The organism is Streptomyces sp. IMTB 2501, assembly GCF_001953885.1.
Taxonomy (GTDB): Bacteria; Actinomycetota; Actinomycetes; order Streptomycetales; family Streptomycetaceae; genus Streptomyces.
The window spans coordinates 1-19,108 of record NZ_MQUS01000034.1 but is presented as its reverse complement, the minus strand read 5'-3'; the positions used below and the strand labels follow the sequence as shown (position 1 = coordinate 19,108).

Sequence of the window (19,108 nt, the reverse complement as noted above, 5' to 3'; positions counted from 1 at the left end):
GAAGTGAGCTGGGCTACGGTGCCGTCGGTGCGCCCCGGTACGCTTCAGGTATGAGTGCTGTTCCTCGTTCCGAAAAGCCGGCCGGCCGGTTCCGGCGCATGCTCGACCGGCTCTCCTCGTCGCAGGAGGACCTGGAGTCCGAGGAGCTGCGCGAGGACGCCGAGACAGCGGGCTGCACCAAGATCGGTGACTGCCACGACCGGCAGATCGTCACCGTAACTGGTACCTTGCGCACGGTTACCTTGCGACCGCGCGCCGGGGTCCCCGCCCTGGAAGCCGAGCTGTTCGACGGCTCCGCCGCGCTGGACGTGGTGTGGCTCGGCAGGCGTTCCATCGTGGGCATAGAACCGGGGCGCAAGCTGATCGCATCGGGCCGGATCTCGATGAGCCGGGGCCGCCGCGTGCTGTTCAACCCGAAATACGAACTGCGACCCCTCGGACGGGAGTAGCCGGTGACGTCCCTCGACAAGCCGACCGAAGACGCCGGTCAGGCGCCGACCGACGACGCCCGGGCGGTGACCGAGGCCGCGCTGTTCGAGGCGTTCGGCGGGGTCCGCGGCATGGTCGAGACGGTCGTGCCGGGCCTGCTCTTCGTCGCGATCTTCACGGTCAACAAGAACCTGCACGTGTCGGCGATCGCCGCGCTCATCGTGTCTCTGGTCCTGGTCGTGGTCCGGCTCGCCATGAAGGACACCGTCAAGCACGCCTTCAGCGGTGTGTTCGGGGTGGCCTTCGGTGTGGTGTTCGCGATGTTCACCGGCAACGCCAAGGACTTCTACCTCCCCGGCATGCTCTACACGCTGGGCCTGGCACTGGCGTACATCGTCACGACCCTTGCCGGTGTGCCGCTGATCGGTCTCATCCTCGGCCCGGTCTTCAAGGAGAACCTCTCCTGGCGCACCCGCAACCCCGGCCGCAAGAAGGCCTACGCGAAGGCGAGTTGGGCCTGGGGCCTGATCCTGCTCGCCAAATGCGCGATCCTCTTCCCCCTCTACTGGTGGTCCGACACCACCAAGCTCGGCTGGGTCCTGGTCGCCCTGAAGATCCCGCCGTTCCTGCTGGCCGTCTGGCTCACCTGGGTCTTCCTGGCGAAGGCGCCCGCGCCGATCGACGTGTTCGCGGAGATGGAGGCGGCGGAGCAGGCCGAGCAGGAGCGCAAGGCCGCGCTGGCCGCCGAGGGCGGTGACGTGTCCGGCGGACGCCACCGCAGGGACGCGTAGACAGCGGTCGTACGACGACGGAGGGCGCCCCTGTTGCCAAGGGCGCCCTTTTCCGTCCGCTCTCCGTCCGCGTCAGGACTCTTCCCGCCGCACCGACAGCAGCTCCTCCAGCTGCTCCTCCCGGGCCTGCGCGGCCACGAAGAGGAGTTCGTCGCCCGGTTCCAGGGAGTCCTCCTTGGAGGGGGTCAGGACACGGGTGCCGCGGATGATCGTGACCAGGGAGGTGTCCTCCGGCCACTCGACGTCGCCGACCTGGGTGCCCGCCAGTGCCGACTCCTCGGGCAGGGTCAGCTCCACGAGGTTGGCGTCACCGTGGCTGAAGCGGAGCAGACGGACCAGGTCGCCGACCGAGACCGCCTCCTCGACCAGGGCCGACATCAGGCGCGGGGTGGAGACCGCCACGTCCACGCCCCAGGCCTCGTTGAACAGCCACTCGTTCTTGGGGTTGTTGACACGGGCGACGACGCGCGGGACGCCGTACTCCGTCTTGGCGAGCAGCGAGACCACCAGGTTGACCTTGTCGTCGCCGGTCGCGGCGATGACGACGTTGCAGCGCTGCAGCGCCGCCTCGTCCAGGGACGTGATCTCGCAGGCGTCGGCCAGCAGCCACTCCGCCTGCGGCACCCGCTCCACCGAGATGGCGGTCGGGGCCTTGTCGACGAGCAGGACCTCGTGGCCGTTCTCCAGCAGCTCGGCCGCGATCGAGCGGCCGACTGCGCCGGCTCCGGCAATGGCGACCCTCATCAGTGACCGCTCTCCTCTTCCGGGCCCTGGGCGAACGCCGCCTCGACCTTCTCGACGTCGTCCGTCCGCAACATCACGTGCACGAGGTCGCCCTCCTGCAGCACCGTCTGTGAGGTCGGCAGGATCGCCTCGCCCAGCCGGGTCAGGAAGGCCACGCGGACGCCCGTCTCCTCCTGCAGCTTGCTGATCTTGTGGCCGACCCACTTGGGGGAGGCGTGCACCTCGGCGAGCTGCACCCCGCCGGTGGGGTCGCGCCACAGCGGCTCGGCACCCGACGGCAGCAGCCGGCGCAGCATCTGGTCGGCCGTCCAGCGCACCGTGGCCACGGTGGGGATGCCCAGGCGCTGGTAGACCTCGGCGCGGCGCGGGTCGTAGATACGGGCGGCGACGTTCTCCACGCCGAACATCTCGCGGGCCACACGGGCGGAGATGATGTTGGAGTTGTCACCGCTGGAGACGGCGGCGAAGGCGCCGGCCTCCTCGATGCCCGCCTCGCGCAGGGTGTCCTGGTCGAAGCCGACCCCGGTGACCCGGCGACCGCCGAATCCCGGGCCCAGTCGGCGGAAGGCGGTGGGGTCCTGGTCGATCACGGCGACCGTGTGGCCCTGTTGCTCCAGGGTCTGGGCAAGAGCGGAACCCACTCTTCCGCAGCCCATGATGACGATGTGCACGACCGTCCTTCCGGTGTCCAAAAGTTACTGCTCAGCATCAGGGTCTCAGACCGACGCCCAAAGCTACACAGGGGCGCAGGGGGGTGGGCACCCCCCTGCGCCGGTTCGGCATGATCACGGTTCGCGATCATGCGATCGGGCGGTGTCAGCCGTCCGCGTCGGCGAACGGGGCGATCGCCGGGGGCGGGCGCCGCCGAGTGATGCTGCGCACGCTGCACAGGGTCAGGATTCCGAGGCCGAGCAGGGCGAGCATTGCCCCGATCAGCTCCGCGGTCGCGGGCATGGGACCTCCGAGGTGCGATGACGGGCGGGGTCTGCCATCTAGGCACGGGGAGCGCGCGGACCACGGAATCCGCAGTTGCATGCGCCCCTGATTTCACTCGTGAGGCAGATCTCAGACACCGGGTGGGCCGGCTCCGGAGGGAAGGCATACGATCCTCTGTCGTGTCCAAACTGACCGACGTGCCCAAACGGATCCTGATCGGGCGCGCACTGCGCAGTGACCGGCTGGGCGAAACGCTCCTGCCGAAGCGCATCGCACTCCCCGTCTTCGCCTCCGACCCGCTGTCCTCCGTCGCCTACGCACCGGGCGAGGTGCTGCTGGTCCTGTCCATCGCGGGCGTGTCGGCATACCACTTCAGCCCCTGGATCGCCGTTGCGGTCGTCGTGCTGATGTTCACCGTGGTCGCCTCCTACCGGCAGAACGTCCACGCCTACCCGAGCGGCGGCGGCGACTACGAGGTCGCCACCACCAACCTGGGCCCCAAGGCGGGCCTGACCGTGGCCAGCGCCCTGCTGGTGGACTACGTCCTCACCGTCGCCGTCTCCATCGCCTCCGGCATCGAGAACCTCGGCTCCGCGATCCCGTTCGTGGTCGAGCACAAGGTGCTGTGCGCGATCGCGGTGATCGTGCTGCTGACGCTGATGAACCTGCGCGGCGTGAAGGAGTCCGGCAAGCTCTTCGCGATCCCGACGTACGTGTTCGTCGGCGGCGTCTTCATCATGATCGCGTGGGGTGCGTTCCGGGGCCTGGCCCTCGGCGACACCATGCGCGCACCGACCGCCGACTACCACATCAACGCCGAGCACCAGGGCCTCGCGGGCTTCGCCCTCGTCTTCCTCCTGCTGCGGGCCTTCTCGTCCGGCTGTGCCGCGCTCACCGGCGTCGAGGCCATCTCCAACGGCGTCCCGGCCTTCCGCAAGCCCAAGTCGAAGAACGCGGCGACCACGCTCGCGCTGATGGGCGGGCTCGCCGTCACCATGTTCTGCGGGATCATCGCCCTCGCCATGACGACCAAGGTCCGCATGGCCGAGAACCCGGCCACCGACCTGATCCACAACGGCCACCCGCTGGGCTCCGGCTATGTCCAGAACCCGGTGATCTCGCAGGTCGCCGAGGCGGTCTTCGGCAAGGGCAGCTTCCTGTTCGTCGTCCTGGCCGCGGCCACGGCCCTGGTCCTGTTCCTGGCCGCGAACACGGCGTACAACGGCTTCCCGCTGCTCGGCTCGATCCTCGCCCAGGACCGCTACCTGCCGCGTCAGCTGCACACCCGCGGTGACCGCCTCGCCTTCTCCAACGGCATCGTGCTGCTGGCCGGCGCGGCGACCCTGCTGACGTTCCTCTACGGCGCCGACTCGACCCGCCTCATCCAGCTGTACATCGTCGGCGTGTTCGTGTCCTTCACGCTCAGCCAGACCGGCATGGTCCGGCACTGGAACCGGCACCTGGCGGTCGAGAAGGACCCGGCCAAGCGCAGCCACATGATCCGCTCCCGCGCGATCAACGCGTTCGGTGCCTTCTTCACCGGCCTCGTGCTGGTCGTCGTCCTGGTCACGAAGTTCACGCACGGCGCCTGGGTGGCCCTGCTCGGCATGTGCATCTTCTACGCGACGATGACCGCGATCCGGAAGCACTACGACGGAGTCGCCGAGGAGATCGCGGCTCCCGAGGAGCCGGACGACGACGACCTGGTCCGCCCGTCCCGCGTCCACTCGGTGGTACTGATCTCGAAGATCCACCGCCCCACCCTCCGCGCCCTGGCCTACGCCAAGCTGATGCGCTCGGACACCCTGGAGGCGCTGACGGTCAACGTCGACGCGGCCGAGACCAAGATGCTGCGCGAGGAATGGGAGCGGCGCGGCATCGACGTACCGCTGAAGGTGCTGGACTCGCCGTACCGCGAGGTCACCCGCCCGGTGATCGAGTACGTCAAGAGCCTGCGCAAGGAGTCCCCGCGCGACGCGGTCTCGGTGATCATCCCCGAGTACGTGGTGGGCCACTGGTACGAGCATCTGCTGCACAACCAGAGCGCCCTGCGCCTGAAGGGCCGCCTGCTGTTCACACCCGGCGTGATGGTCACCTCCGTGCCCTACCAGCTGGCCTCCTCGGAGGCGGCCAAGCTGCGCGCCCGCAAGCGGCAGGAGTGGAGTGCACCGGGCGCGGTGCGCCGCGGCCCGGCCGTGGAGCGCCCCAAGCAGCCGTCGGGGGCGAAGGACTGAGGCGTCGGCGCCGAAGACCGAGCCGTCGCCGGCGTAGGTCCAAGTCATCGGCGGCGAGGTCTGAGATGCCTGCGGCCCAGGACTGAGCGGTCGCCGGCGAAGGACTGACCCGCCGGCGGCCAAGGACTGAGGCGGGCCGGCGAGGCCGTAGACTGGTGGGCTGTTGTCCGGCCCACCGGTTTGCGGCCGTTTCCCTTTCTGGATCTGGAGTCACCCCGCCATGCAGGCAGAACCGACGAAGTCTCTGGTGGGCGAGGAGTACGAGGTCGAGATCGGCCCCGTCGCCCACGGCGGCCACTGCATCGCCCGTACGGCCGAGGGCCAGGTGCTGTTCGTCCGGCACGCGCTGCCGGGCGAGCGGGTGGTGGCGAAGGTGACCGAGGGCGAGGAGGGCGCCCGCTTCCTGCGCGCGGACGCCGTACGGATCCTGGAGGCCTCCAAGGACCGCATCGAGGCTCCCTGCCCCTTCGCGGGCCCCGGCCGCTGCGGCGGCTGCGACTGGCAGCACGCCAAGCCGGGCGCCCAGCGCCGGCTGAAGGGCGAGGTGATCGCAGAGCAGCTCAAGCGGCTCGCGGGCCTCACGCCCGAGGAGGCCGGCTGGGACGGCACGGTGATGCCGGCCGAGGGGGACAAGCTGCCCGCGGGCCAGGTCCCGCAGTGGCGCACCCGGGTCCAGTACGCCGTCGACGCGGAGGGCCACGCGGGCCTGCGCCGGCACCGCTCGCACGAGGTCGAGCGCATCGACCACTGCATGATCGCGGCGGAGGGCGTCAGCGAGCTGGGCATCGAGCGGCGGGACTGGACCGGCATGGAGTCGGTCGAGGCGATCGCGGCGACGGGCTCACAGGACCGCCAGGTCATCCTGACCCCGCGCCCCGGCGGCCGCCTCCCCCTGGTCGAACTGGACAAGCCGGTCTCGGTCCTGCGGGTCGACGAGAAGTCCGGCGGCGTGCACCGCGTCCACGGCCGCCCGTTCGTCCGCGAACGCGCGGACGGCCGCACCCACCGCGTCGGAGGCGGCGGCTTCTGGCAGGTCCACCCGAAGGCGGCGGACACGCTGGTGACGGCGGTCATGCAGGGCCTCCTGCCGCGCAAGGGCGAGATGGCCCTGGACCTCTACTGCGGAGTCGGCCTCTTCGCCGGCGCCCTCGCCGACCGGCTCGGCGAGAACGGCGCGGTCCTCGGCATCGAGTCCGGCAAGCGGGCCGTCGAGGACGCCCGGCACAACCTCGCCGACTTCCCCCGGGTCCGCGTCGAACAGGGCAAGGTCGAGTCGGTCCTGCCGCGCACGGGCATCACCGAGGTCGACCTGATCGTCCTCGACCCGCCCCGCGCCGGCGCCGGCCGCCAGACGGTCGCCCACCTCACCTCCCTGGCCGCCCGCCGCATTGCCTACGTCGCCTGCGATCCCGCTGCGCTGGCCAGGGACTTGGGGTACTTCCGGGAGGGCGGCTATCGGGTGCGGACGCTGCGGGCGTTCGATCTGTTTCCGATGACGCATCACGTGGAGTGTGTCGCCATCCTCGAACCAGCCGCGAAGGGCTCCTGACCTGCGGTTTTGCGCGTGCGCATTATGTGCGGTGTGGGCGTTACGGGCGATATCTTGACGCTGAAATGACGCTTGTGACGCTCATTTGACGCTCGTTCTGATGGGGTGTCAGGTGATGAGTAGTGCGTCGGTCCATCAGGATGCCGAAGGGCGGAGGGCTCCTTCTGCCAGAGCCCGCGGCTCTCAGGTGTGCCCCCGGCCCAAGCTCACTTCTCGGTGTTTCGAAAGTGCTCGCTCAGGAACTGAGGCTCTTGCGGCGGGCACGGAACGTGTACGTGGTGCCGCTCGCGTCCGTGTGGTAACCCCAGCCGCCAGTGACCGCCAGGTCCCAACCGTGTTGCTCTCTCATCTGCGCGGCGAAGGTGCGACGGTCCTTGACGGAACATCCGCAGGCGAGGCGTAGGTCAATGCTCACGTACTGGCTGCGGGGATTCTGCTCACCGTCCGCCAGGCTCCAGTGGACGTCGTGGACGTGGTCGGCAAGGCCGGTTCGCTCCTCGTCGTGGACGATGCCGTGTGCCCGCGCGAACTCGTCCAGGTCATCGATGGCGAAGAGGTCGCTTCGCCACTGTCCGGGCCAGACCGCGAAGAGGCGGGATGCTCCAGCGACTGCGCGTTGATGGGCTTCGGGTCCCGCGCCCTGGGTGACTCGGCCGTCCTCGTGGACTTCGATGTGGCACGTGGTGTCCAGCGTGTACGGGAAGTCCTTCCCGGCGGCGCCGGCGCTTCTCGGTTCCATGGCCCCCATCCCGCGGTGATCGTGAGGCCACGCTACGGCAGGGCGCGAGGCGGCGCTGCGGCCTTCCGGAGTTTTGCCAGCGGGCCGCCGTACGCCGCGGCGGCCTGGCGCGAATTAGGGCACGCGAAGGGCACAGAGGTCCGAAAAGGTTTAGATGAGCAACGAACTCCAGGCTGCTGACGTCGAGTTCCACGCTGTGACGGGTGACGAGAATCGAACTCGCGCTCTCAGCTTGGGAAGCGATGGCGCTTGGGGTGGCTGCGCAGCCTCTGACCTGCGGATACGTTGCCTCCAGCATGGCTTCGAGAGCTGGCTTCGCCCCGTTGTTCACCGTGGTTGTCCGGTGCTATGGGCACGCTTTGGGCACGAACCCACGCGGGGATGCTGTGCGGGAGCTCGACTGCTCCGTCGCGGTGCTGCACCTGCGGGGTGCGGGATGCCCCCGACACGTCAGCTTGCAGATGCACACTCCTGTGGCAACGTAGGCGGTCCGAGGACGGTGGAGGCCCAATGGGCGGTCACGTTCGGCCGAGTGCGGCCGAGTGGAGGGGCCGGGCCCGGTGCGGAGGCAATGAAGATTCTCCTGCGCTGCCCTCCTCAAATGCCTTTGCAGAGTTCCCGCCTCGATACCCGCTTGAGAAGTATTCCTTGGGCGGGTCTGTGACCTGCGGAAACGTCGACTGCGGCGTATCTGGCCTGGGAAGACACCCCTCCTTGGTTCTCACGTGTTCACGCGGTTTCCCGTCCTCATGTGTGCTGCGTCCGTTCTGCCCGGAGGTCGGCCGAGAAGAGGCCGTCGGCCAGCCGTGTACGGCGAGTACAGGGGCTCTGGGGCGCTCGCTCTAACGCATCGCGCGCGTGAAGCCGTGGCTCGCACGCATTCGCTCGGGATCGAGCGCATCGCCTGCGACGGCTATGGCCTGTGCGCCGGACTACTGCTCGAACTCATCGAGCTCGATGAGTGGGCTACGGGAGGGTCGCAAGACGGCGCCTGCTCAGTTCAGGCGCCGCCGGTAGTAGGAGATCGTGACGATCACGAGCAGTGGTCCCCATAGCAGCAGTGGTGCGTAACAGGCGTCCATCACGACGAGTGCCGGCCCGGTCGGGGCTCCCTGGGCCCCTCCGAAGCCGCCTGCCCGGGGGATCGTCAACAGCATCACAACGGCCGCGCCGAGCAACGCCGGAATCACCGCCGCCAGCGGCGCGACGCGCTTCCCCCCGATCAGCGGGATCCAGCCCGGCACCACCTCGCCCCAGGGCTTGACCAGCCCAAGTGTGAGCAACGTGAGCCCTTCGGTACCCAGGCTCATCGCGATGCACATGACGCTGAACCAGCCGGGGATGTCCAATCCCGTGGTGTTGAATCCCACCGGTATGCCGACCCCCATCGCGATCCGCCAGATCCCGGACGGCACAGCAGTGAGTGCCGCAATGTGCGTGACTCGGACCACCCAACGGGCAGGGGGCTGACTCTCGGAGGTGGCAACGGCTGTCGGTGTCTCAAACGTGACCATGGCCCCATGCTGTCGCGCGGTCCGCCCCGCCGAATCATGCGCAAGTCCAACTCGGCTCCCCCGCACGGGGGATGGAGACCTTCGGCTTCGACCGGCCAGCCGCCGACACCCGTTGCCCGCACGCCATCCGAGTCCAAGGGATCGCCTGCGGAGATGGCGCGAGGGCGTCCGATGTCGGTGTGTGAAGACTGACTTGGACACCCTCGCAACGGCACTCTATGTCAGGATCGACAGCTGAAGGCTTCGCCGCATCTGGCTCCGTGGCGCCCGGCGGTCGGGATCGCGCCCACGCTCAGTGACGCCGAGCTGGTCACCCTCGCCGTGATGCCGGCGCTGCTCGGCTACACCTCGGAGCGGCGGTGGCTACGGCGCGCGAACCGGGACTTCCGCCGCCTGTTCCCGTACCTGCCCCAGCAGTCCGGGTACAACAAGCGGCTCCGCAACGCATCCGAGCTGATCAAACACCTGATCAGGATGCTGGCACAGGACACCTGGCTGTGGAGCGACGACGTCTGGGTGGTCGATTCCACCCCGCTTGGCTGCGGCTGCTCACATGAGACCGCCAAACGCTCCGACCTTGCCGGCTGGGCCGAGTACGGCTACTGCGCGTCGCACTCCCGATACTTCTGGGGCCTGCGCCTGCACTTGGTCTGCACGCTGGGCGGACTGCCTGTCCTGTTCGCGCTCACCGGCGCGAGGGCCGACGAACGCGAGACCCTGCGCGGGATGCTCGATGCCGCACCCGACATCGCCACCGCCCGTCCGAGGCAGACGATCACCGGCGACAAGAACTACTACGGCCGCGACTTCGAGCGCGACCTCACAGAGCGACACCTGAAGCTGCTGCGCCCGGCCCGAAAGGGCGAACCCGAACGAGCCGGGGCACGCCTGTTCAAGCCGCTACGGCAGGTCATCGAGTCGATCAACCAGACCTTCAAAGGGCAGCTCGACCTCGAACGACACGGCGGGCGCACTCCGGCCGGAGTGATCGTCCGCGTCCTGACGCGCGTCCTGGCGCTCACCGCCGCGATCTGGCCGAACGACAAGACCGGTCAACCCGTCAGGCGATCTCTAATCGCCTTCGATCACTGACCGCGACGACACCCCTTCGACTCATTCATCTAGAGGACGTGATCCAGTCTTTAACCGCACGTCAGTCATACTTCTGCCCGCTCCAGCGCGCGGCGCGGGAGCAGCGAGAGCACCGCCATCCGGGCCGGGTGGGGCCTGATCACCAGGAGGACGGACGAGTGACTGTGATCGGCGGCAGGACACCGGTGGACGTCACGTTCAAGCGGACCAGCACGACGCCCGGCGGGCCGGAGGGGAACGAGCGGCTGACCGCGGCGACAGGCGCGGTGCTGCTGGTCCTGTTCGCCGTCGAGGGCATCACCATCCTCTTCCTCGGGCAACTCCTCACCCTGCACTTCTTCGTCGGGCTGCTGCTGACCGGCCCGGTCTGCCTCAAGATCGGATCGACCGGCTACCGGTTCTACCGCTACTACACGGGATCGTCCGCGTACCGCCGCAAGGGGCCGCCGGCACCGCTGTTGCGCGTGCTCGGCCCGCTGGTCGTCGCCACGAGCATCGCCGTTCTCGGCACGGGAGTGGCGCTGGCCCTGCTCGGCCCTGGCACCGGCTCGGTTCCGGTGCTCCTGCTGCACAAGGCCAGCTTCGTCTGCTGGGTCGCCGTGATGGCCGTGCACGTCCTCGCCTACCTGTGGCGCCTGCCCCGTCTCGTGGGCGCCGACCTGCGCCGCCGTCCGGCGCGCCACGGGATCGCCGCCCCGTGGCGTGCCGGACGCTGGTCGCTGTTGGCGGTGGCGCTGGGCGGGGGGCTGGTCGTCGCGCTCGCCGGACTCCACCTGGTCTCCAACTGGAGCAGATAGCACGGCCGCGCCAGCGAACCGGCAGCGCGTCAGGTGGGTGCTCAGACGTCGGCGGACCCGCGCGCCATCGAGTCCACGAGGCCCGAGAGCCCCATGACCACCACGACTGCCTCGACGAACATAGAGGCCAGCCCCAGCGGTTCCAGCCAGTTGCCGATGTCGTCCATGGCCCCCGGGAGACCGACGCTGCGGTTGACCACGTAACCGAGGAGTACGGCTGCGGCGAGCACGGTTGCGGCCAGCCAGGCCCGGCGGTCATGACGCCGCATCAGATACTCCGCCACCGCCACGCTCGCGACGATGAGCAGGATGTACGCGGCTCCAAGGTAGGGAGTCTCCTTGAGCTTGCCGGGCAGGTCGAGCAAGTGGATCAGGGCGATGCCCAGGAGGCCGAGTGCCGTTACCGCGCGTCTCGCGGGTTCGTCCCGGCGGCTGGGCTCGATGGCCCGGGACGCGTCGACTTCGGTGCGAATCGCCATGGCCGACGTCCTTCCCTCGTGGGGGGAGTTGGTTACCGAACGCTGTGGTCCAGGCGGTGCCGCGTGCGGGCACATCGTCCCGGGCGGGGGCTGACGCGACAAGGCCGAAATTTGTCATGTACGCCGCGATTTCTGACGGTGGCGGGCCGGACGGCCGCTTGCTTGTCGGTAGCCCCTCTGATGCCGTTCTTCACGGGGCGAGGGGGTCGGCGAGGTTGCCGGCCCCCTGAGCCAGGCGATGCCGCCGGCTGTCAGGGCCGCCGCGGTGACGGCCAGGAGAGCGGGTTCGAGCCGTGACGACACGACCCTCGCGGTCAGGCGGCGCAGCTGTGCTGTGAACGTGCGCTGGGTCATGAGATACCTCGGTCCGTCCGACGCGGCGATCGTGGGGCCGGTCCCCATCCAGCACAGCGCCCTACTGGGGTCCGGCGCGAGGGGACGTCCGGCCCTGACTCGGAGCCAAGTGGACGGTGCCTGTACGTGCTGGTCATGACCGGCCCCGGTCGGTGTGGAGGGCAAGGCGAGGGCAGGCGGCGACGGCTTGGCGGGCGTGGGTGCGCAGCTGGTCGGGGACCCCTCGGTCTTTCAGGACGGGGTAGCCCCATTCGTCGAGGTCGATCAGTTCGGGCAGGAGTTCGGCGCACAGGCCCTGGCCGGTGCAGGTGATGCGGTTGATGCGCAGACTTCGGGTGTTGGTCATCGCCATGTCTCCGGGGACGTCGCAGGTGGCACGGGGATATGGGGTGGCTGGTGGGCGGCGGGGCAGGGGCCGTGGGTGAGGTGGTGGTCGACGTCGTCGGTGAAGGCGCGCAGGGCGGAGGCGGCGAGGCGGGCGGCGCCGTCCGGGTGGCGGCAGGCGCCGCGGTCGGGGAGCAGACCGGTGCGGTGGCGCAACCGGGACAGCAGGCCGGGGCCGGCTCGTCCGGCGGCCAGGGCGCTGAAGTCCTCGGCCACGGCGGGCAGTCCGAGACGGCAGGGGCCGCACTGCCGGGCGCTGTGGGCGGCCAGGTAGGCGAGCATCCGGGCCGTTTCGGTCAGCCCGCAGGCCGCGCGGGGCAGCGCGATGAGGACCCCGGCCCCGGGTGTGGCGCCCAGCGGGGCGAGGTCGCGCCGGGCGAGGGACGTGTCCAGATGTGCCGCCGGGAGCCAGGTGCCGGCGAAGCCGCCGAGCAGGACCGCCCGCAAGGGTTCGGCGGGCCCTCCGGATCGGTTGAGAAGCGCGGTGATCGGTGTGCCGAGCGCTGCCTCCAGGACACCCGGGGTGGCGACGGCGCCGGATACGGTGACGAGTGTGGTGCCGGGCTCGTCCGGGGTGCCGACCTGCCGGTACCAGTCGGGTCCGTAGCGGGCGATGAGGGCGAGGTGGGCGAGGGTCTCGGCGTTGTTGACGAGCGTGGGGCGCCGGTCGACGCCGCGTTCGTGGGTGCGCGGCGGGCTGCCCTGTGGCCGGGCCGGGCCCCCGTTGAGCCAGCGCACCAAGGAGGTCGACTCGCTGGAGACGTAGGTGTGCGGAAGGGCGTGCAGACGCAGCCGGACCGGGTCGAGGCGGGCGCGCAGGCGCTCGTCCAGCGCCGCGGTCAATTGCCGGTACTGGGTGGCGCGATCGCGCGGCAGGCACACATGGACGGTGTCCGCACCGACTGCGGCCGCGGCCAGTACGGCACCGTCGAGCACGAGGTGGGGTGTGACGGCGCTGAGGAACTGGTCCTTGCGGCTGGCCGGTTCGCTCTCCATGGCATTGACGACGACCACGGCGCGACCACGGCGTTCTGCCACGGCGCGCAACTTGCGGGCGGTAGGGAAGCCCGCTCCGCCGCGCCCGGTGAGTCCGGCCGCCTCGACGGCCTCCATCAGCGGCAGTGACCCACGGCTGCCGAGCGCGGCAGCGACAGGGGGCGGCCCGTAGCGCGTCAGGTGGTCGTTCAGGGTGGCCGGTCGCCCGGTGGCGTACCAGTCCGCCAGCAGCCGGACTTCGCCGGGAGCTGCTGAGGGGTGGCGGAAGGCGAGAGGCATCGTGGCCGAGGTGTTCACCGTCCACCTCCCGGCACGATGGTCGTGGTGGCCGCCCGCTGGGCCCAGCCCGGCTGCAACGGGCCGGTGGCGAGGAACGCGCCGAGTACGACCGGTACGGCGATCGCGGCCGTGGCGGCCAGCAGGCGCCTGGCGACGTGACCAGGCCCGGCCTTGGCCAGCCGCCACCACACGGCTGCCAGCACCACGCCGAGGCATCCGGCGTGGAGCCACAGTTGGAGGGGCAGCCGGGTGTCGGTGCCGGTGCCGACGCCGTGGAAGAGGGCGAGCGGCCAGGCCGCGTACGCCAGCCAGTGCACGGCCTTCCAGCGGCGCACGCCGAGGCGCTGCCGCAGAGCGCTGGTGACGAGCACCGCGAGCAGCAGGTCGAACGCGGCCGTGCCCAGGCCGAGCCAGAGGGGTCGGTACGACGCCCCGAACGGGACCACGGACACCGCCCACCCGAGGTGGACAAACGGGTCGAGTACGGCCGTCACCACGTGCATGGTGAGGAACGCCAGCGTGAGCAGGGACAGGTTGCGGTGCAGCAGGCCGATCTCGAACCGGCCGATGCGGCGGGGTGCGGCGCGCCCGCCGGAGGCGATGCCGAGGGCCACGGTGGCGGTGAGCAGGACCAGGGCGAGGGTGCCGCTCGCGCGGCTGGCGTACCACAGGGGGCTGCCCGTGAGGGCCAGGGTCGTCATCGTGAGCCTCCTGAAGCGGGAGCGTCGGAGTCGGGCGGCCAGCCGCCGAGGCGCACGACGTGGCCGTCGAGGTCGACCAGCCGGGCGGGCAGTGCGGTGCCGCACAGCCAGTCGACGGCCCGTTCGCCCAGCACGATCGCCGCCGTACTGGCGGTGTTGGCGTCCACGCACGTGGCCGCGGCCACGGTGACGGTGCGCCAGACGGGGGCGGCGGGTGCTCCGGTGGCCGGGTCGACGATGTGGTGCAGGGTGCGCCCTGCGCGTCGCCAGGTGCGCACGCGGATGCCGGAGGTCGCCAGTGCGGAGCCGGTGATTGCGACGGCGGGGCCGTGGTCCGTGGCGGGCCGGGCGTGGTCGTCGGCCAGGGCGATCCGCCAGCCGTCCTCGGGTGCCGGTCCGGCCGTCGCCAGATCGCCGCCGAGACTGACGAGGACGCCGCAGCCCGCGGCCGCGGTCGCGTTGCGGGCGGAGCGGTCGGCGGCGAGGGCCTTGGCGGTCGCGCCCAGGTCGAGGTGCGTGTGCGGAGGCAGGCGCAGCCTTCGGGTGTCCGGGTCGAAGCTGATCCTGCGCCATCCGGGGACGGGCTGGGGTGGTGGCAGGGGGCGGACGTCGTCGGGGTGCAGAGAGGCGAAGGTGCGGTCGTAGCCGAGTGTGACGACCGCGTGGCCGACCGTCGGGTCCACCGCGCCGTCGGTGAGCTGTGCGGCCCGCAGTGCGACGTAGAGGGCTTCGGCGAAGCCTTCGCTGACCGTCGTCGTGGCGCCCGCGGTGAGGTTGACCCGGGTCAGTTCGGAGTCGGCGCGGAAGCGGCTGCAGGTGCGGTCTATGGCGGCCAGTTCGGCGCGCAGGATTGCTTCCGCGGCGGGCAGGGCACGTGGCTCGGTGACGAGGAGTACGGCCGTGGTACCGAGGGCCGGGAAGCTGACCTTGGCGAGGGTCGGCTTCGGGGTGTGCGTGGTCATGACGCCCCCGTGGTTGTGTGTGGCTTCTGCTGGGTGGAGGTGGGCGGCTGGGCCGGGGCCTGCGGTGCGGGCTTGGTGACGGCCGCCGCCTTTCCGTCGTCCGGAGCGCCCTCCTCGTCGTCTCCCTTGGACGTGGTGGACGACGTCGGTGGGCTCTGTCCGGATGGGGGCGGCGTCGCGGGGGAGGGCGAACTACCGGGAATCAGATGGGTGTAGAGGCCGCCGAGGGCGGCCGTCGCGGCCACGGCGGTGACGGCGAGCCATCGGGTGAGACGGCGAGTCCGCCGCAGTCCGCGATCGCGAGCGGCGGGTGAACCGGCCGGGGGGAGGGTCTGGTCGAAGTCGTCGGGTGAAAGTGCCATGGCAGCGGCTCCTGGTGATGCGGCGGCCGGATCGGCTGCGTGCACTTTCAGGCTGCGACGGCGGCATCCAGGAACTCGCTCACATCTCTTTCAGGACTGGTAAAGATCTCGGGTCACCGAGTCGCCGGCCCGAGTCAGACCTCCGGCCGCAGCGGCAGGTCCAGTACGACGGTCAGCCCGCCGCCCGGGGTGTCCTCCAGCCGTGCCATACCGCCGTTCGAGGCGACCAGCCGGTGGACGATGGCGAGCCCCAGACCGGTGCCCCTGGCCTCCGGATTGCCGAACCGGCGGAAGGCAACCGTCTTGGTCTCGGCATTCATCCCAGGGCCGTCGTCCCGCACGCGCACGCGGGCCAGTCCGGCAATCGCCCGGTGGTCGAGCGTCACGTTCCCGCCCTCGGGTACGGCGTCCACGGCGTTGGCGATCAGGTTGTCGAGGATCTGCTCCAGGTGGCCCGAGCCGAGCGCGGCGGACAGGGCAGGCCCGTGCGAGGCGGTCAGCCGCACGCCGCGTTCCTCGGCCACCGGCGACCAGGCCGCCACCCGCTCGGCCACCACCTCGTCGACCCGGACGGCGACCGGCCGGGGCGTCGCCTGCTCGGCACGCGCGACCGCGAGCAGCCCGTCGACCAGCCGGGACAGCCGGGCGATCTCCTCCTGCGCGGAAGCCAGCTCGGCGGCGGTGTCGCCCTCCGCCCCGGCGGCCAGGACATCGAGCCGCAGCCGCAGCGCCGCCAGCGGAGTGCGCAACTGGTGGGACACATCGGCGAGCACGGCCCGGTGACCATGCACGAGGGCCTCCATGCGGGCCGCCATGGTGTTGAAGGTGGCGGCGAGCCGGCGTACCTCCGTAGGCCCACCGCCGACCTCGGCCCGCTCGTCGAGCGCGCCCTCGCCCAGCCGCTGCGCGCTGACGTCCAGTCTCGACAGCGGACGGCTGACCCAGCGGGCGAGGCGGAGGGACAGCAGCACGGAAGCGGCCAGCCCTGCCGAGGCGATCGCGGCGGACCAGCCCCAGATCGCGGCGATCCGAGCGTCGAGCGGGGCCGCGGAGCGGGCCAGGACGACCGCGCCGGAGGGTGCACGGACCTCACCGGCCGGCTCCGCCGTCAGGAGCCGGCCCTCGTTCTCCGGCGGCTCCGGTTCATGTCCGGCCAGGACCTTCTCCGCAAGTTCCGCCGCCTCCTGGCCCTGGGCCGCCGTACAGGGCGTACCGGCCACCAGGCGTGCGGAGCCGTCGTACACGGCCGCGCAGTCCCCTGCGCGGGCCGCGGCGTCCAGCTCCTGGCGCATGACGGTGGTCGGCTTGTGGTCGGAGAGGTGTTCCTCGGCCGCCGCGGCGATTACCCGGGTGGCGGCACGCTGGCTGTCGCGGAAGGCGACACGCTCGCGGGCCGTCATCGACACCGCTAGCGGTACGACCGCCAGCACCAGCAGCACCGACGTCAGGACCAGGAGCGTCCAGGTGATCCGGCGGGTCACGGCCGTTCCCGGGACTCATGGACCGCCCCGAGCCGGAACCCGTGCCCGTAGACCGTCTCGATCAGCCCCGGCACGCCGAGCTTGCGGCGCAGCGCCGCGACGTGCACGTCCACCACCTTGGTCGGTCCGTACCAGTCGGCGTCCCACGCCCGATCCAGGATCTGCTGCCGGCTCACCACGCGGCCGGGGTCGGCGGCCAGGCACTCCAGGATGCCGAACTCCTTCGGCGTCAGCGCGACCACGCGGCCGTCGACCGAAACCTGCCGGGTGCGAAGGTCGAGCGCCAGCGGGCCGTGGCGAAGAATCTCTGGTTCCGTCGGACGCCGACGGCGCAGTACGGCCCGGATCCGCGCGAGCAGTTCGGCCAGCCCGAACGGCTTGACGAGGTAGTCGTCGGCGCCCTCGTCCAGCGCCACCACCCGGTCCGCCTCCTCGCCGCGCGCCGTCACCGCGATGATCGCGGCGTCCGACCGCGCCCGCAGCCTGCGGCACACCTCGACGCCGTCGATGTCGGGCAGCCCCATATCGAGCAGCACGACATCGGGGCTGGGCGCCGACAACGCCGCCCGCCCGGTCCCGACGCCCTCCACCGCATAGCCAGCCTGCCGCAGACCGCGCACCAGCGATTCCGCGATGCCGCGGTCGTCCTCCACGACCAGCACCCGTGTCCCCTCGGCCACGCCTGCGACCTCGGCGCTCATGCCTGGCACCCGCCTCCCTGGCGGTGAGATCAGCTGTCCGTACGCCACATCCAGCCTGTTCCTCCCACCGGATGCGACGGCAGGGCCGTTCGTCCCTGGACCGCGCTGTTTGGACCACCTCGCCGTGCAGGCACACGGTCGCTCACGAGGCAGCAGGCGACGCGGGGCCCCGACCGGCCGGGCGAGGGCACCGGCCGGTCGGGCGTTTTCGCGGGTCTGCCCGTACGGGCAGGCCAGGGGTGGCGCTCAGCGCAGCTGGTTCAGCGCCGCCTGGAAGGCGGCGGCGTGCCGGGCCTCGTCCGTGGCGGTGTTGCGGAAGAAGGCGGCGGCAGCGGTGTCACCGACGGCGGTCGCCTGCTTGGCGAACCCCGGGTAGACGGTGGTCGCCTCCGAGCGCTCCCCGGTGATGGCCTTGTTCAGGTTCTCCTGCGTGGTGCCCACCCGTCCGGCCAGGACCGCCTCGCCGGCGAAGTGCTCGTGCAGCTCGACGGCGGCCGTCCCCTCCCACAGGCGGGCCAGTGCGGAGTTCCCCGACTGCTTCGCCTGCGCCGCGAAGAGCATGTACTTGGCGTAGGCGAGGGCCTCGCCGTGCATCGCGGTGTCCAGGTTGGTCTTTGTGCGGGCGGCGCGCACCTTCGCCGGCCCGGCGGGTACCGCGACCGTGTTGGCCTTGGGCGGCGCCGGGATGGCGCCATGGCCGGACGTCACGACGCCGAGTGCCGAACGGAAGGCATCGCGGTGCCGGCCCTCGTCCGCGGCGATCTCCGTGAACAGTTCGGCGGCTTTCGTGTCCCCGTCCTGCCGGGCCAGTGTCGCGAAGCCGCGGTACATGACCTGGTGCTCGTACGTCTCCCCCTTGATCGCCTGGCGCAGGTTGGCCGCGTTCGTGCCGACCACACCGGCCAGCGTGGCCGCCTCGTGCAGGTGCTCGTTCAGCTCGGTCTGCGCCGTGGTCGCAAAGAGCCGTCCGACGGCAGCGTGGGCCGTGCTGTCGGCTTGAGTGCCGAAGAGGCTGTAGGAGGCGTAGGCGAACGCCTCGCCCTTCATGGTGGTGGTGAGGTCCGTGAGTGTCTGCGCGCGAAGCGCCCGGGCGGCTTGAAACTGCGGGTGGGGGCCGGCCGGGGCTGCGAGGGCCAGGGGGGCCGCCTGCGATGCCGCGGTCAGCGCGCACAGACCCACCAGGAACGCACGTATCGAGTGGCGGAACACGACTTCCTCCTCCTCCGGGGGCCTCTTGAGTGACAGCGCCCCCTTCCTCATAGGACCCGTTCGGGTGCACCCATGCCGTGTCTGCTGAGCTGTCCGGGTGATGACCGAGCGTGATCAGGAACGGGGTGAGTCACCGCGACAGCGGTGGTACGGCGGCGCCTGGGAGCACGTCCACGGACGCGTACGGCACCGCTGTCTCGAAGGTGCCGGGAAGGCCATCGGGTCCGATGCGCTGCGCGGCACAGTGGCGGAGGATGGACGAAGCCGGGCAGGCGGCCGCAAAGCCGGCCTGGCGAGGAGGCGCGGCATGGCGAAACCGGTCGTGGTGGGAGTCGACGGCTCACCGTCCAGCCTGGACGCGGTCGAGACGGCGGC

18 protein-coding genes and 2 pseudogenes are annotated in these 19,108 nt (G+C 70.8%); 7 read left to right on the top strand and 13 right to left on the bottom strand.

Annotated features, from left to right (window positions below; all coding sequences use genetic code 11):
- Positions 1-50: 50 nt before the first annotated feature.
- Together AV521_RS38625 and AV521_RS38620 are read left to right on the top strand one after the other, a co-directional pair.
- On the top strand, positions 51-449 hold the full coding sequence (locus tag AV521_RS38625; RefSeq protein WP_076095565.1) for an OB-fold nucleic acid binding domain-containing protein: 399 nt from the start codon (positions 51-53) through the stop codon (positions 447-449).
- A 3-nt stretch (positions 450-452) separates the two neighbouring features.
- Complete coding sequence (locus AV521_RS38620) at positions 453-1,220, top strand: DUF3159 domain-containing protein (protein ID WP_076095563.1); 768 nt, start codon at positions 453-455, stop codon at positions 1,218-1,220.
- Between the two features lie 72 nt (positions 1,221-1,292).
- Here AV521_RS38620 and AV521_RS38615 read toward each other — a convergent pair whose 3' ends face one another.
- From AV521_RS38615 to AV521_RS49725, 3 genes are all read right to left on the bottom strand, one after another.
- The gene (locus AV521_RS38615) at positions 1,293-1,964 is read right to left on the bottom strand and encodes a TrkA family potassium uptake protein (protein ID WP_076095560.1); all 672 of its coding nucleotides are present in this window, start codon (positions 1,962-1,964) and stop codon (positions 1,293-1,295) included.
- Positions 1,964-2,635, bottom strand: a complete 672-nt coding sequence (locus tag AV521_RS38610; RefSeq protein WP_076095557.1) for a TrkA family potassium uptake protein — start codon at positions 2,633-2,635, stop codon at positions 1,964-1,966. The genes AV521_RS38615 and AV521_RS38610 overlap by 1 nt, the downstream gene beginning before the upstream one ends.
- Positions 2,636-2,780: 145 nt before the next feature.
- Positions 2,781-2,918 (bottom strand): hypothetical protein, encoded by a 138-nt coding sequence (locus tag AV521_RS49725; protein WP_179023712.1) that lies wholly within the window; start codon positions 2,916-2,918, stop codon positions 2,781-2,783.
- Positions 2,919-3,079: 161 nt separating this feature from the next.
- Between AV521_RS49725 and AV521_RS38605 the strand changes: the two genes are divergently transcribed.
- Positions 3,080-5,134, top strand: coding sequence for an APC family permease (locus tag AV521_RS38605; RefSeq protein WP_076095555.1), 2,055 nt, complete (start codon positions 3,080-3,082; stop codon positions 5,132-5,134).
- Between the two features lie 220 nt (positions 5,135-5,354).
- On the top strand, positions 5,355-6,683 hold the full coding sequence (locus AV521_RS38600) for a class I SAM-dependent RNA methyltransferase (RefSeq protein WP_076095553.1): 1,329 nt from the start codon (positions 5,355-5,357) through the stop codon (positions 6,681-6,683).
- Positions 6,684-6,918: 235 nt separating this feature from the next.
- Here AV521_RS38600 and AV521_RS38595 read toward each other — a convergent pair whose 3' ends face one another.
- Together AV521_RS38595 and AV521_RS38590 are read right to left on the bottom strand one after the other, a co-directional pair.
- Complete coding sequence (locus tag AV521_RS38595; RefSeq protein ID WP_256725867.1) at positions 6,919-7,422, bottom strand: hypothetical protein; 504 nt, start codon at positions 7,420-7,422, stop codon at positions 6,919-6,921.
- Between the two features lie 995 nt (positions 7,423-8,417).
- Positions 8,418-8,837 (bottom strand): hypothetical protein, encoded by a 420-nt coding sequence (locus tag AV521_RS38590; protein WP_256725866.1) that lies wholly within the window; start codon positions 8,835-8,837, stop codon positions 8,418-8,420.
- Between the two features lie 280 nt (positions 8,838-9,117).
- Between AV521_RS38590 and AV521_RS38585 the strand changes: the two are divergent.
- Positions 9,118-10,028, top strand: a pseudogene (locus AV521_RS38585) (IS982 family transposase).
- Between the two features lie 158 nt (positions 10,029-10,186).
- The gene (locus tag AV521_RS38580) at positions 10,187-10,825 is read left to right on the top strand and encodes a hypothetical protein (RefSeq protein ID WP_076095545.1); all 639 of its coding nucleotides are present in this window, start codon (positions 10,187-10,189) and stop codon (positions 10,823-10,825) included.
- 41 nt (positions 10,826-10,866) lie between these two features.
- Here the strand turns inward: AV521_RS38580 and AV521_RS38575 are convergent, their stop codons facing one another.
- The 8 genes from AV521_RS38575 to AV521_RS38535 all read right to left on the bottom strand — a co-directional run bounded on the left by AV521_RS38575 (position 10,867) and on the right by AV521_RS38535 (position 18,733).
- On the bottom strand, positions 10,867-11,304 hold the full coding sequence (locus AV521_RS38575) for a hypothetical protein (protein ID WP_079249617.1): 438 nt from the start codon (positions 11,302-11,304) through the stop codon (positions 10,867-10,869).
- Between the two features lie 487 nt (positions 11,305-11,791).
- Complete coding sequence (locus AV521_RS38570) at positions 11,792-12,004, bottom strand: ferredoxin (protein WP_076095543.1); 213 nt, start codon at positions 12,002-12,004, stop codon at positions 11,792-11,794.
- Positions 12,001-13,335 (bottom strand): NADH-ubiquinone oxidoreductase-F iron-sulfur binding region domain-containing protein, encoded by a 1,335-nt coding sequence (locus AV521_RS38565; protein WP_079249616.1) that lies wholly within the window; start codon positions 13,333-13,335, stop codon positions 12,001-12,003. Before AV521_RS38565 ends, AV521_RS38570 begins: the two co-directional genes overlap by 4 nt.
- Positions 13,332-14,018, bottom strand: coding sequence for a ferric reductase-like transmembrane domain-containing protein (locus tag AV521_RS38560; RefSeq protein ID WP_076095541.1), 687 nt, complete (start codon positions 14,016-14,018; stop codon positions 13,332-13,334). Before AV521_RS38560 ends, AV521_RS38565 begins: the two co-directional genes overlap by 4 nt.
- The gene (locus AV521_RS38555) at positions 14,015-14,980 is read right to left on the bottom strand and encodes an FAD:protein FMN transferase (protein WP_076095539.1); all 966 of its coding nucleotides are present in this window, start codon (positions 14,978-14,980) and stop codon (positions 14,015-14,017) included. The genes AV521_RS38560 and AV521_RS38555 overlap by 4 nt, the downstream gene beginning before the upstream one ends.
- 496 nt (positions 14,981-15,476) lie before the next feature.
- Positions 15,477-16,823: a HAMP domain-containing sensor histidine kinase gene (locus tag AV521_RS38545; protein ID WP_076095535.1), complete on the bottom strand. Its 1,347-nt coding sequence runs from the start codon at positions 16,821-16,823 to the stop codon at positions 15,477-15,479.
- Positions 16,820-17,524: a response regulator transcription factor gene (locus AV521_RS38540; RefSeq protein WP_076095533.1), complete on the bottom strand. Its 705-nt coding sequence runs from the start codon at positions 17,522-17,524 to the stop codon at positions 16,820-16,822. The genes AV521_RS38545 and AV521_RS38540 overlap by 4 nt, the downstream gene beginning before the upstream one ends.
- A gap of 246 nt (positions 17,525-17,770) precedes the next feature.
- Positions 17,771-18,733, bottom strand: a complete 963-nt coding sequence (locus AV521_RS38535) for a ferritin family protein (protein WP_256725864.1) — start codon at positions 18,731-18,733, stop codon at positions 17,771-17,773.
- Positions 18,734-18,833: 100 nt separating this feature from the next.
- Here AV521_RS38535 and AV521_RS50170 point away from each other — a divergent pair.
- Positions 18,834-19,108 (top strand): annotated as a pseudogene (locus tag AV521_RS50170) (hypothetical protein); the annotation flags it as partial.

What these genes read in the sequence shown, in the direction of transcription:
- AV521_RS38555 (WP_076095539.1), bottom strand. Translation starts at nt 14,980, where the DNA reads ATGACCACGCACACCCCGAAGCCGACCCTCGCCAAGGTCAGCTTCCCG.
- AV521_RS38575 (WP_079249617.1), bottom strand. Translation starts at nt 11,304, where the DNA reads ATGGCGATTCGCACCGAAGTCGACGCGTCCCGGGCCATCGAGCCCAGC.
- AV521_RS38600 (WP_076095553.1), top strand. Translation starts at nt 5,355, where the DNA reads ATGCAGGCAGAACCGACGAAGTCTCTGGTGGGCGAGGAGTACGAGGTC.
- AV521_RS38560 (WP_076095541.1), bottom strand. Translation starts at nt 14,018, where the DNA reads ATGACGACCCTGGCCCTCACGGGCAGCCCCCTGTGGTACGCCAGCCGC.
- AV521_RS38540 (WP_076095533.1), bottom strand. Translation starts at nt 17,524, where the DNA reads ATGAGCGCCGAGGTCGCAGGCGTGGCCGAGGGGACACGGGTGCTGGTC.
- AV521_RS38570 (WP_076095543.1), bottom strand. Translation starts at nt 12,004, where the DNA reads ATGACCAACACCCGAAGTCTGCGCATCAACCGCATCACCTGCACCGGC.
- AV521_RS38595 (WP_256725867.1), bottom strand. Translation starts at nt 7,422, where the DNA reads ATGGAACCGAGAAGCGCCGGCGCCGCCGGGAAGGACTTCCCGTACACG.
- AV521_RS38625 (WP_076095565.1), top strand. Translation starts at nt 51, where the DNA reads ATGAGTGCTGTTCCTCGTTCCGAAAAGCCGGCCGGCCGGTTCCGGCGC.
- AV521_RS49725 (WP_179023712.1), bottom strand. Translation starts at nt 2,918, where the DNA reads ATGCCCGCGACCGCGGAGCTGATCGGGGCAATGCTCGCCCTGCTCGGC.
- AV521_RS38615 (WP_076095560.1), bottom strand. Translation starts at nt 1,964, where the DNA reads ATGAGGGTCGCCATTGCCGGAGCCGGCGCAGTCGGCCGCTCGATCGCG.